This window comes from Rhodopirellula sp. UH5, from assembly GCF_056839225.1.
Genome location: NZ_CM166390.1, coordinates 1,407,206 through 1,420,009, shown reverse-complemented (window position 1 = coordinate 1,420,009; position 12,804 = coordinate 1,407,206). Strand labels below are relative to the sequence as shown.

The 12,804-nt window shown below is 53.4% G+C and carries 12 protein-coding genes; 9 read left to right on the top strand and 3 right to left on the bottom strand.

The features are described from left to right. The first annotated feature begins 211 nt into the window (after positions 1–211). Positions 212–541 carry a hypothetical protein gene (locus UH5x_RS05355; protein WP_482634981.1) on the top strand — a complete coding sequence of 110 codons (330 nt, stop codon included), beginning with the start codon at positions 212–214 and terminating at the stop codon, positions 539–541. Here UH5x_RS05355 and UH5x_RS05350 read toward each other — a convergent pair whose 3' ends face one another. Next, positions 542–1,087: an SH3 domain-containing protein gene (locus UH5x_RS05350; protein ID WP_482634980.1), complete on the bottom strand. Its 546-nt coding sequence runs from the start codon at positions 1,085–1,087 to the stop codon at positions 542–544. A 352-nt stretch (positions 1,088–1,439) separates the two neighbouring features. Continuing rightward, the gene (locus tag UH5x_RS05345) at positions 1,440–1,595 is read right to left on the bottom strand and encodes a hypothetical protein (RefSeq protein WP_482634979.1); all 156 of its coding nucleotides are present in this window, start codon (positions 1,593–1,595) and stop codon (positions 1,440–1,442) included. Positions 1,596–2,230: 635 nt separating this feature from the next. On the opposite strand from UH5x_RS05345, the gene UH5x_RS05340 reads away from it, so the two are divergent. Together UH5x_RS05340 and UH5x_RS05335 are read left to right on the top strand one after the other, a co-directional pair. Continuing rightward, positions 2,231–4,111, top strand: coding sequence for a hypothetical protein (locus UH5x_RS05340; protein ID WP_482634978.1), 1,881 nt, complete (start codon positions 2,231–2,233; stop codon positions 4,109–4,111). A gap of 80 nt (positions 4,112–4,191) precedes the next feature. Next, positions 4,192–7,203, top strand: coding sequence for a hypothetical protein (locus tag UH5x_RS05335; RefSeq protein WP_482634977.1), 3,012 nt, complete (start codon positions 4,192–4,194; stop codon positions 7,201–7,203). A 181-nt stretch (positions 7,204–7,384) separates the two neighbouring features. On the opposite strand, the gene UH5x_RS05330 is transcribed toward UH5x_RS05335, so the two are convergent. Next, positions 7,385–8,887: a hypothetical protein gene (locus UH5x_RS05330; protein ID WP_482634976.1), complete on the bottom strand. Its 1,503-nt coding sequence runs from the start codon at positions 8,885–8,887 to the stop codon at positions 7,385–7,387. Positions 8,888–8,964: 77 nt separating this feature from the next. On the opposite strand from UH5x_RS05330, the gene UH5x_RS05325 reads away from it, so the two are divergent. From UH5x_RS05325 to UH5x_RS05300, 6 genes are all read left to right on the top strand, one after another. Continuing rightward, the gene (locus tag UH5x_RS05325; protein ID WP_482634975.1) at positions 8,965–9,366 is read left to right on the top strand and encodes a hypothetical protein; all 402 of its coding nucleotides are present in this window, start codon (positions 8,965–8,967) and stop codon (positions 9,364–9,366) included. Next, positions 9,356–9,781, top strand: coding sequence for a helix-turn-helix domain-containing protein (locus tag UH5x_RS05320; protein WP_482634974.1), 426 nt, complete (start codon positions 9,356–9,358; stop codon positions 9,779–9,781). The genes UH5x_RS05325 and UH5x_RS05320 overlap by 11 nt, the downstream gene beginning before the upstream one ends. 1,003 nt (positions 9,782–10,784) lie before the next feature. Then, positions 10,785–11,507 (top strand): hypothetical protein, encoded by a 723-nt coding sequence (locus UH5x_RS05315; protein WP_482634973.1) that lies wholly within the window; start codon positions 10,785–10,787, stop codon positions 11,505–11,507. A 271-nt stretch (positions 11,508–11,778) separates the two neighbouring features. Next, positions 11,779–12,066, top strand: a complete 288-nt coding sequence (locus UH5x_RS05310) for a DNA-binding protein (RefSeq protein WP_482634972.1) — start codon at positions 11,779–11,781, stop codon at positions 12,064–12,066. Beyond that, positions 12,059–12,472, top strand: a complete 414-nt coding sequence (locus tag UH5x_RS05305; RefSeq protein WP_482634971.1) for a hypothetical protein — start codon at positions 12,059–12,061, stop codon at positions 12,470–12,472. The genes UH5x_RS05310 and UH5x_RS05305 overlap by 8 nt, the downstream gene beginning before the upstream one ends. Then, positions 12,469–12,804: a hypothetical protein gene (locus UH5x_RS05300; RefSeq protein WP_482634970.1), complete on the top strand. Its 336-nt coding sequence runs from the start codon at positions 12,469–12,471 to the stop codon at positions 12,802–12,804. The genes UH5x_RS05305 and UH5x_RS05300 overlap by 4 nt, the downstream gene beginning before the upstream one ends.

Genomic DNA, 12,804 nt, shown 5'->3' with positions numbered 1-12,804 from the left:
CCAAAGCGATTTATGCCGCGTTTTCCTGCGTTTTCTCGTTTTTGGCTTGGTCTCTTTTGAACTTTGCCCTTCTGTCTGGCGGGGAATTCCCGGCAGGGTTCCCGGTTCGATTGGATGGCGGCATCTGCCAACCCGCTGTTCCGCAAAATATGCGAACTCGATACGGTTAGCAGGTGCCGTCTTTGCTGTGCTTCAACGGAATGGAATCGTCATGTTGCCCAAACTGCTCTTGATCAGCCTTGTTTGTAGTCTGCCCGCCCACCCAAGCTTGCACCCGATGCAGCTTGGACCAACCCAATGGATTGATTCAGCAGCACTTGAGACTCTCGAGCCTCAGTCCGAGATCGTGCTGCCAAGGCTGGTTGTTCCAGAGTGGCAAAGACCACTCAAGATAAAGCCAAGGAATTGGGAGCAGTCGCGACTGGAGTCTGAGGAGCGAGTAAAGCGGCTAAAAGAAAGGATTGAGCGAGCAAAAAAACAGCAAGAACGCATCGACAGGCAGCGGGGAATTCAGGATCGGCCGGTGTTAAAGGGCATCTGATCAATCGGGTGACTGCATGGATACAGTCTGCTGTTCCTCAACAACCGGCGTCGGCAGTTTGATCTCTGGCTCTTTGTATTCCCAATCAGCTGGTAGCCATTCTGCTGGATCTTCATCGGACACAAAACTTTTCCACACGTAGAGTTCTGTATTCTTCTCTTCGTCGGTTAGAAGAGCATTGGTTTTCAGGTTGCGTGCCGGCCCATCATTCAACTTGAGCCAACCTCCTCCGATGTCAGTCACAGAGATGGCGGTAGGAACCGTCAGGTATCCAACGACATCGGCTTTGTCGTCGGGAGCACTGTGGACGTTGCACGGTTGGCGTACCCAGGCAGTCAGGTCGCTCCGAGCCGTTGTCTGCGGTGTCGGTGGCGGGACCGCCGTGCGACGATTGTGCCCCTGACCTGGACATCCATCCGCGATGAATGCCAGCAGGAAGACTCCGATCACGACAACGAAGACCAGGCCCCCGCATCCAGGAAGGCAACCGGAACGTTTTTCGGGAGCGATGTACTTCAGGCCGCAATGTTGACACGTGACGGCCAAGCCCGCAGCATTGCTGCGGTGACGATTTTGGCCCCCACATTTCGGACATGTAGCATCTATCAGAGCCATGCGACTGTTCTACAACCGGTTGACGCATCCAACGCACAGGCGTCAATGGCTTGGCTGGACCTGCGTTCCCTGGTTCACGCTGACTGAACGCAACGCAGAGCCGCAACGAAGATTTTGATCCGCTTTGTCTCTTCGACTCCACCCCAGAAACACCGGGCGTGGCAAATTGCAAGAAAACCCGCAATTCAGCGATTCAGAGTACACCCGGAGGGTGCCGCAGTCATCAACGAATACGTTGGTGGATCGCTTGCAAGGTGTCGCGGTGGGCACGCCAGTAGGCACATCAGCACCAATCAGGGCCGATCAGGAAACCGAGTTGCTGCAGTTGTTCCGTGATCTTGAACCGAGCCAGCAAGCGAAGCTGCTGAGCATTGCCAAGGGCATGGCAGCCAGTCACCAAAGTGTCCACCAAGCCTGAGGCAACATCGGGGGACTTCACCGGGGTATCATCGCGGCAAACATGCCAACGCATCGAAGGGGGTAGGCGACCCGGTGGCCCGGCCCCAACCCCCGGCGATCCCCCTTATTATGTCCATCCCAAACTATTTCAACCCTCGCAGGGCCAATTGGCAGCGCATCGGAGGCAAGCTTTGCACGTCATCAAAGAACACACACGAGAGGGCGCACGTGCCCACATCGATCACCTCACGGCACTTCTCGACTCGCTGAGCAGTCTTTCAACAGCGGGTTGCAAGCAGGTCTACGACGAGATGCTGCTAGTCATGCAAGAGTTGTCCCTGCTGTCCAAAACGCAGTACGGGGCCGATGCAGAAATCTCAGAGCGTCTTCGAAGCTTGCTTACACATGCTGGCAAATTTGCAGGAACGTCAAGATTGATGGGCACGACATCAAGAAGTATCTTGTACTGGCCAAGTCGGGACTTTCAGGCTTGAAAACGACTATGGTCCTTGATCCAAAGGACGAAGCTAAAACCTGAACTTTGTTGCCTCAATGGGACAAAGCTCTCGGGAGCCAACCGGAATCGACCATCATGCACTGCCGCCCTTTGACAGGCTGACGCATTGCAAAGGGGAAGACAAACTTCTTAAATCAAATTGAGCACGGAATCTAGGCATGTCAGCAACCGATCGCAGCATTGCTCAGAAAAACTCGGACCTGCAGGGAGGTTATCGCTCGCTTGCTGGCTATTTCTTTCAGTTGTTGGGCTCAGTTGCGGAGCAGATCGAATTAATACGCATTGCCCCGAACGCACCGGTAATCGAAGGAGCGATCACGCTGGAGCAATTCGGCCAAGACGCATTTGTTGCCTTGGTGCCGGGGACGGACCAATCACGACTTACTCAGTACAAACACTCGAATGAAGAGAAAGAGATCGAACCAGCTGAACTGCGGATCATTCTCAAGCGTTTCGCCGAAGCGACCGCCAAAGGAAATCTTTCGATCTCTTGTTGCCAGTATGAATTGAGGACGAATCGGAAAAAGCACAAGTGGACAAATGAACTACTGAAATCACAAAACGCGTTCATTAATAACCAATCGGACGAAAATGCAAATCATCTAAGTGCACGGCTCTGGAGAAATGTTCGAAGCACTCGCCCTGAACTCGCGGACGAGATGTTCGAGATCATGAAAAAGATCAAATGGAAACATGTAACTGAAGAGAAAGCGAAAAAAACGGTGGAGGCACACGCCGCTGAACTAGGGGTTCCGCACGAAGAATTTGATCAGCGTATCGTAGACACGCTTGGTTTGTTCTTAGACCGTGTAAACTCCGCGACGTTTCGCTCTGTCTACCGCAAGGAACTAAATGACCGCCTAGCGGGTCACTCCCACGCTATAACTTTGCGAGGCGAATCGGCGCGGAAACGGCAGAAGGAACAAGTCACAGGTGCTCTCAAACGCATACACCACAATAAGCCCTTAGCACGACGCAGCACAGTTGAGGACATAGCTGTAGAGTCTCTTGCTTCACCGCTGGTCTTGGTCGTTGGAGATGGAGGGCGTGGGAAATCTGTCGCCGCGTGGCAAGCCCTTCTGGGGCACATGTGCGACGAGAACCAACCACCAGACTTCGTGGCTGGGAGCCACTTCGGCGAGTTTACCGAAAACAACTTGATAAATAAATTTGCTAGGTGGCGAAACCAGAAACCAGACGGAGATGGACAAACACTTGATTACGCTTTCTCAAGACTGTCCGCTGGCTGCAAGCATTCACATCTATTAGTCCTTTACATAGACGGAATCGACGAAAAAGAAGGCCAAGTGAATCCGTATCCAAAGAATCAGCGATTTGCAGAACAACTGTTACAGGACCTCGTTTACAGACGGACAGATCCATCAAAGCCTTCGATTTCGATCGTTGTAAGTTGCCGCACTATCGATGAAGCCGAGTGGTTGACCAACATTGTTGGCGATCAGGGCTATTCGTCGGTCAGTGTCCAAAAATTTACCAACCTGGAACTCGAAGAACTCGCCCGGGGATTGGACCAAGGTCCGCAAAGCAAGTTGCTTCCATTGGTAACACCGGGTCTTCACGCTTCGCATCGGTTCACCAAAGGTGCCGACGAAAACATCATCACCCCGTTGCGTGAACCGCGAGTATGGGCGTCGTTCGCTGAGCTTGATCCAGCAACACAAACAGACTATCTGACAGGCACACGGAAGGGCGCAGTCAAACTAGCGAGCAGGTACATCAAGCACATTGAGAGAAAAGCCAGCAATCGATTAGCGATGAATCTAAATGCAAACGTCATCAATACTATCCTCGAAGCTGCTGGACAAGTTTCGCTCGAAAACCCGAATGCAATGTGCGTTCAATCACAATGGATTGAAGTTTGTAGACAGGAGCATTTTAGCCGCTCGGAAGCTATTTCCTTGTTCGGCGAATTCGTCACTGCGGGGCTTTTGAATGATGAAGAGGATCAAGGCAAGCGATGGTCCTGGAAACAGACTTGGCTACGAGATTGCATTTGTCTACAGGAGGTCACCCATTGAGTAATTCGAAATCCCCCAGTGCTCAATCGACTAGGGAAAGCATTCGGAACTGCGAAACACTTTCGGGGTTAATGCCTATAATGAAAGGTATCTACCACACTCGGGAGATAGATGGCACCAGAACGTTCTGGGAGCTTTGTGGCGATTTTTCTTATCGCGTCAAGACGCTGCTAGACCAAGGTAGCGACACGATTACAATTCAAAGAGAAAGCATTTCGCAATTGGTAATGCTTTCATTAGAAACTGTCAAAGACGAAGATCCCGGCCCTGATCGCGACAGTCGTTTCATTCAATTTGAAATTCGCAGAACACTGAAGACAGTGTTCCGTCAGCTCGAGATTTCGAGAAGATTGAAATTGTTTAGTGAAATGGAACGCAAATTTTGCGGACTACTTCGCCAAACACCGACAGAATCCTTGTTTGGAACGATTTCGACTTTGGGCATTCGTTCCGACGCGATTGCCACCGCACTTTGGCAAGTTGCACGGTCAGATGGACCAATGGCCAAAAATGCGATTTGCACCTTGATTGACCTGGGTGTTCCGAGGCCTACAGATCGTAGCCCAAAGAACTTGCGAGCCGAATTGTTCTCCCTTGGCTTCCATCAAATGGAGGAGGAAGAGCTAAAGGCGGTGCGGCACATTGTCTGGTATCTGTGCGGACCCGATGGGATGGAACTCGCTTTGGCTGCGCTAGATAAGGTTGATGGCAAGAAAGATCACAACCTGCGGGTTGAACTCACATTGTCTGGAGTTGCTCATGCCATTGACCGTTGCGACGCAGGTTCGTCGTTGCATCAACAGGTTTGGGGAGTCTTTCGGCGAAATAGGGCAGTCATCAGCATGAACGCAAGTTTTGCTTTCGGCTGCCAAATCCCCGACCCGGTTCGCGATTATTTGGTCTGGGTTCTCGAAGATTCCAGTGACAAAACATCCGTACGGAAGAGGGACATTGCTCTTAGCATCACGGACTCAAGAATTGCTGAACTAGTCAAACCTCAGCATCTCGACGGCTTTGATCTTGTGGATGCAGGTTCAGCAGTTCCGGTGTTAAGGCAGGTCGGGGCGACAGACACGGGTATCACGGGACGACACGTCACACCGGAATTGGATGCAAAGCGATCATCCATTGAATGGATGCAGTGTTTGGGGGCGGAAAAAATCCATGAGCTAAACGTGCCAGCGGTTCTGGAGGAGACGAATCCTTACGTGGCCCATCGCGTTGCAGAGGCTCTTTCGGCCTCGCCGCAGCCTGATTTCTCGAAAGCCTTGCGCGAACAGATAGAGTCAGCGGCTGTTCTTGATCATGACGACAACGAGAATTTCTTTCGTCAATCAGCTGTGATCCAGCTTGCGCACGCCAGCGGACATCGAAACGCTTTCTGTGCAATGACCAAGTTTGGGTATCTGAACCGCGAAAGAGTTTTGCTTTCAGTCATTGATGCTTTGACTGATCTCGCGATCGCTAGGATTGCAGCCGGAGATTCAGACGTCGTGGATTTGATTCTTGAGATGATCGCGAATGATGCTGCGAAACATCATCGTGAAGCCGGTGTAGCTGCGTTGTGCCGACTGATTTATCGCGGCGATGTTGACACGGGTGTTGCAAACCAGCTCTGGGAAATTGCAGATGACCAATCACTTGACGCATTCAGTCGCGAAACAGCATTTTCGCTACTGGGATCGCCCGCTGTAACCGCCAGCGATGAACAACTGAACTGGCTTCGTGAGAAAGCATTTTCATCGGACTTTGAACATCAAAAGTATGCATTTGAGGGACTGCTGTTTCGTGAAGGTGTCACCATCAGCGAATGGCCTGAAGCGGTCGCTATACTCGGATGCTCAAGTGTCAGCGGCCGGTTGCAGATTGAAAAAACAAAGAAGGTTTCCGAATGGCAGGCTTACATGCTTGCACACTTGTACCAAATGGATCCAACCCGGGTCTGCGACGCTATCGCCGCCATTCTTGAGTTTGCTTCAGACGCGGCAGTGCATCAGGTTGCATGGGCTGTTGAAGAGCGAAAAAGCGATCAGCCAGCGATCGTTATTGGCTGCCTCCTTGATCGTGTCTGCGTGTCGAACACTCATGGTCGAGCAGACACTTCTTTGATTCGCACTCTTGCCGCTGTATCTTGGGACGCAATTACTCAAATTGTTTCAGATGGTTCGTGGATCGACTGGCTAGAGCCAGGCCGGATTACTCTGGCAGAGAACACTTTATTGGTAGATGAAGGAGAATCGGTTAAAGAAGAAACGCTCCGTGTTGTCTTTGGTGCATTGATTCAAGATCCTTCGTTCCAGGTTCGACGTGCGGCCTACCGCCGATTCGCAGAAATAAACCCAGGCGAGTTCGCTTTGTATTTAGAGCTGCTTTCGACAAGCCATGAGCCAGAACTACTTATGCGTTCCGCGGAGGGCATCCGATGGTTGCCGTCAGAGCAGTTTAACGACGACTTCATTCGTAAAGCAGATTTGGACAGCCATCCTTTGCCTGAGGTCCGAGACATTGCAAGAAATGCCATCACCGAGCGTCGCAATCGAGAATGGTGCAACAACTACACAAGCGAAATCGAAGAAGCCGTTCGACAAAACCGTTTGGGAGCTCGTGAGTTTCGTTTAGGGTTGGCAATTAAGTCGATTGGGGATGATGAGACATTGCGCAAGCTTGGGCGTCTTGCCAACGCTGACGAGGTCGAACCGAGGGTTCAGCTTTGGCTAAAAGGACTCCGAAAGGCGATTGACAAACAATGGAAAAAGACACTTGGGAAAAATGCGAAGCCTTGGTCTTTACTTCGCGGGAGCGTGCAACTGCTTAGTGGGATGATCTGGCTTCCAGGGTCTGCGAAAGAAATCGCCGCGACGGTGTACCTTTGGAAGCACCAACGTAGAGGTTTGACTGAGAAGTACTCTTGGGGAGGCATCTTGGAGCCGCAAAACGGAACAGCATCAGAGTTGTTCAATTTGGAAGAGGCGGAACTCCGGTTGCACAACCGGAAATCTTGCCAAATTCGAATTTCTGGAAGTTCCTGGAGTAGTGCGAATACCGTTCGCATTTCCTTCGTCGCTGATTCGCCATGGCCGGAAGAGATTTGACTCTTGCTTGAACCGTGCTCGGCTTTCACATACCTTTTGGTTTCGGTTCCTGCGATTGTATAAGTCAGCGGTTGAGAGAAGGTATTTATTTCCAGCTTAGCCAGTGATGATCAGAGACGTGACGTTTGTGATTCATCGCTTGGTAAGTTTGAAACAACTTCAGCGAGAATTGTCTAATAGGTCATTGGCCAGCTGCTGACATCAACTCATCCAATGTCCTTCCGGTGTGCTTGGGTTCCGCGTAGCTCCACCCAAGGAACTCCTGTAACCATGGCAATTTCCGATTTAGGCTCGGACGTGGGATTCCGCGAGCATCCAGCATCAGACCAATCCGCTCGATGCGTGCTTTTTGCATCTCGCCATCGTTATCGTTTTCAACTAGCCAACTCGGGCTCTGAAAAGCCTCTTCGTACTTGCGTAGAAGATCCTCGTCACTCGCGCCAACCATCTGACTGATTTCGCCGGCCCGCGACGGATCCTGGCGAATTGCATTGGCTCCCCAGTCGATCGCTCGAGCTTGTTTTTTAGGATTTTGGGCGGAGTAGGCCAAGGATGCCTGAAAACTCTCAGCGGGTGTGAGCCGCTTGTCACCGCCATCGACTTCCCGTCCCGCCAAAGCCATCCGCTGCTCGTAGTATTCCGGGCTTCGTTGGTACTCACCAGCGGCGACCGTCTGATCGGTCAATCGCTTCTGGTTCTCGTACTGGTTCTGCATCTCACCAAACCGCATCGCCAGCTCATCGCGACGAAGGCCAAGCGAATCCTTCGCGACACCTTGGCGTGCAGACATGTCGGCAATCTGAGCCGTCGTCATCTGCCCTTGGTTGTCGACATTCGCAAGTTGCACCAGTTCTTCGAGAGTCATTCGCTTGTTCGCCAGTGCGTTCTGCTGCTGGGCCTGGGAAGCAATCTGGTCCAACCGTGAACGCCCTTGCAGCGTTTCATTCAGGTTGTTCACCGCGCCAAGGGCCAGGGTTGGATCCCGTCGCATCGCCTCCATCGCAATCGGGTTCATAAACGGGTTGATCACCGGAGTTTGGCTCTGTTGCGCCAACGCGGCTTGACGCTGTTGAGCCAATTGATCCTGCCGCATCTGCCGAGCTTCGGTCTTCTGGTCAGCACGGGCGGACTGGGCGGCTTCGAACTTGGCTCGGTTGCCAGCGTCCGATGCACTTGGGAACAACTGATCCATCGTCACGCCTTGGGCGTGCATCGTTTGGCCGTCCGGTCCTTTGCCGATCTTGGCGGTTGGTTTGGCAGCACGCCGAGCGGCACGTTGAGCGTAGGCCGCATCGATCGCGCTCTGGTTTCCCATCGACGGTCCGGCGTATCCAACGCCACGACGCGTCGTGACACCGAAGTTGTCGGTGTAGCCCTGAGACGAAGCGGCGTGTTGACCCATTGTGGCGGCGCTTGCCATACGGGATTGGATCTGAGCTGCACGATTGTTCGTCATGCGAGCGCCGTTTGCGAGCGGGTTCTGTTGAGACGCAGCGCTGAGTCCGAAGACATTCTCAATGGTCTGTGGCGTCTTGGCTGTTTGCTTGCGCCGTTGCTCCATCGCTTGGCGTAGGGGATCTTTGCGAACCGATGCTGATAGTGGATTCGCGGCGAGGTGGTCAGCGAGACTGCCTGCTGCTTGGGCCTTGCGCTGGGTTTGGCCGATGGTGGTTGGTGGGTACATTGGGTGGGCTCCGGTGAAACGTTTGGTTGATACGTGTTGGCACAAGCATTCTACCGAACAGCACTCACAAGGAGTCAATGTTGGCAAGCCCAAAATGGCGAGAAACGTTCCATCGACTGACCACCGCGACCGTCGCTCGATCGACTGCGACTGACGATGACCAGTTCCACAAGGAGCACAAGCGACCACTGCACGGTGGGCGGCTCGATGAAGTGCAAAGCCTGGTCTGGCATTGGTTGCTGTCACCAGAGGAATCTTGCCGGATCGTCGACTTTCCGATTGAGCACTACCGGGAGTGGGACACCGATCGAGGCGAACCGCCCTACCTTCCGAGCCCGGCTGAGATCGCTCGGGTGTCGCGTTTGATCGCAACCGGGAAGCTGATCGTTGGTGGTGACCAAGGCAAGGTTTTCAAGCAGGACCCGAACGAGTTCGAAAGCAACGAGGATGAGCTGCTGATTGTTCCTGATGCGTCCTGATGGACGTTTGGAAGCCGAACCCGGCATAGTGCTCGTCACAATCGATCGAGCCCGCGCTGCTCGAAGTGAGTCTTGCTTTTTACCCGTACATAGTGGGGCTCTGCTATTGGCTTGCTTACCGCTCACCGATCCAAAAGGAGAGACCAGCGACTCAAGCCACGGATCTGAATCAGTGACAACTCCGAAAATCGTATCGCCGCAACAGGCTGCCGAGATGTTGAGCGTAACAGTCGCCCACGTTCGCCAACTGATCGCCAACAAGCAACTGCGAGGCGTCAACGTCGGAACTGGCAAGCGAAACACCTGGCGTATTGAAATCGAAGAGATCGACTCTTTCATCGCACGTAGGAAATCCGCATCCGCGTCCGCAACGAGACGTAAAGCAGTAAGAAGCTCGGTCCCGCAGTACGTTTAACAATCCCTTACCCAAGTTGATGGCAGATCGACGGCCAACGAAACCCGAGGGTTGACCGACACCCCCAATCAGCGCATCATTCGCTCATCGTTTGGCAGTTGCTTCGGCTTAAGAACCGACTCAACTTGACCCCCAGGTTCTCTTTGACCACGGGTGACAAAGCCAGTAAGTACAATCTGAACGAGGGAGAATGCCAAAGCCCATCAACTTGGGAATCATTGTGAGTGTTGATCCGCGCAGGCGGGGAACAAACGTGGTTCGGCGCGGAGTACTTGCCGCGTTTCTTAACCGAGCTGATGGGCTTTGTCGTGCGCGGTCGCACCGACGCGAGCGCGGAAGGAATCGGGTCCAAGAATGGCCAAGCAACCAAAACGTCCTGCAGTCGATTCAGGCGGTGACACGAACGCCCTCAGCATCGACTGGACCAAGCCAATTTTGACTTTCGAGGAATTGGGGTCCATCTTGGGCTACAGCGAGACTTCAATGAAACGTTGGTGCCAGCGTCACAGGTTCCTTTGTGAGCCTGTGAATGGTGGTCGGTTTATCGTTCATCGAGACAAGTTTCTCGCCTGGATCGGATCGAGCCACGAGACGGAGGCAGGGCAATGACCATCGACCCCAAATCAATCGAGCTAACGCTTCGGAACCTCAACATGTTCAGAATGAACAAGCACCCCGTTCAGTTTCGACCAAACAGAGCAACTGCTGCCAAGAAGACAAGGAAAGTGATTCCGAGGAAAGTCCAGATCGATTTGTCGTGATCAGACATTGGTTGAAGCTCCAGCGGGGCGAGGTTGAAAAGAGGTCCGAGCCGGATTTTAGCGATTGGTCCAGGGCCGCGCGATCGACTTGACGACTTTCGCCAACGCCCGAAAATGACGATTCACGCGGTTTGATCTACGCGTTTCCATCCGCCGATTGATCCCGGTGGATTTTCGCCCGTCGTCGCGTCGTCTCATGCAACAGGCGCGAGGGCGGGCCTTCTTTTGCATGGAAAACATCAATGAGCGAAGCAACGCATTGCCGAGAACGGGTCGAGTATTGGGCTGGCCAATTGCTTGCGACGTGTGAAACCAAAATGTTGCGAAGAGATGACGATAGCATCCCGAAGTTGTGGAACGCTTGCCGTGACTACTGGGGAACCAAGCAGGTGGACCAATGGTGCGCGGGATACGACGCGGAAATGCAGCCAAGTGATAGCCCTCCAAACCCATCAGTGGAGTCAGAGGCGATGGCGAGTCTGCGTGATGCGTGCAAACTCAATGAGCGTCTGGACGATTGCGACCCGTCGCCATGTGACCTGAACCGGGCGTTCGTCATCGGCTATCCGTCAAAACGACGTGGCATTGTCGATGCCGTGAGGATGATGCTGGTGGAACATCGCCCCAATTTGGAGGCGTTAGAGGACAACACGAAGTCGATCGACGCCGACTCAGCTTCACGGGAGTTGAACACTGAATCAAACGCTGAGACCGAGTGTCGTGGTGATTCGGGGGGAGGTGCGCCTGCAACAAGGCGAGGTAGGCTTCCAAAGACAGAATCCGAATTACGTAAGACCCAGATGCTCGCAACGCTGCGAGACCACCCAACACTTAAGGACGATCCTGCAAAGCTCGCTTCGATGGTTAATGTGTCAGAGTCGACGGTGAGACGCTGGATCGAGCAAGAAGACGCGAAATTTGCGACGTTCAAATTGGCGACCGAAGAAAGATTGACTGAAGAATGAAAATTCTTTTGGCAACAGAGCCGAAAAACACGAAGGTTTTCATTAATTAATGACGCTGGCCTTGGTCCTACAGGAGGACCAACACAATGGCCAAATGCATTTACGACGTGACGCGGAAAGATGATCCCGCGTATTGGGCTGCGGCACTGGTGCTTGCGATCAAGCACCACAAAACCGCCGATGAAAAGACTGCACGACGCAGCTTACAGAGATTGGGCTACGACGTGTCCAGAACGAGGGACGCTACCACCAATCAATCGGAGGCGTCCGAATGACTCGCGTAGAAATCGAGGGCACCACGCCCTGTAAGCTGGCCGAGACCATTACCGCCGCCGTGGTCGCAGAGTTGCGGCCAATGATCGAGGCATCTACCGAACCGATGCTGGTCGATGGCGACCGAATGGCCGAGCTGGTCGGGATCTCTCGCCCAAATTTAGATCGACTTCGCGCCGCCGGAATCGTCCCGTCCGTGCTTGTTGGTCGGCGCCGACTCTACCGGCCCGGTGCGGTTGTTGCCGCATTGGAAGCACAAGCTGCAGGAGGGCCAATCGATGAGTGACTTGAAAGAGCCGCTTCCGCTGATTGATTACGCGGAGACGACGATCGAAACCCGCAAAGCTGCCTTCCTCGCAAGCATTCCGAAGCTGAGCCGCCGTTGCAGCATCGTGCTCGAGTTCATTCGTCGCCAAGGTTCCCAAGGCGCGACCATGGCCGAAGCGTCAGCCGGGACAGAGATCTTGCTTCAGTCGATCTGCTCACCATTTGGGACGCTCCGCAAACGAGGCCTGATACGCCGGGCTGGCCAGAAACGCCCAACACCCACCGGAAGTTCAGCGGCGGTGTTTGTTGCAGTTCCGCAGTGCGAATCCGCCGGTGATAGTCAAACGCTACCGAGTGGTGTTCAGCACATCAGCGAACCCATTCAAGCCGTTCTAGACCGTCACGGGATTGGAGGTGCGGAATGACCACCAGCAACGAACGCATGGAGCAGTTGAAGTCCGCCCTTCTCGACGCGTTGGTCGTGGATAGGCGAGCTCGCGAACTGAACTTCGAAGAGCGTGTGCGACAACGCCTCGGTGACGACGCCATTGAGGCTCGCAAGCGATGCGAATGGCTCATTTGCCGTGGCATGGCTTGCTCCAGCAAATCATTCATCGAAAACGGCCAAGTCCGGTTCGAATCAACACGCAAGGCGGAACTTGAGGACTCGATTGAGCGGTTCAATCGAGTGCTATCACCCGGCGGTGAATCCTACGCTGCCTTCACGCTTAAACGACTTTGTGCGGAGGAACGCTGA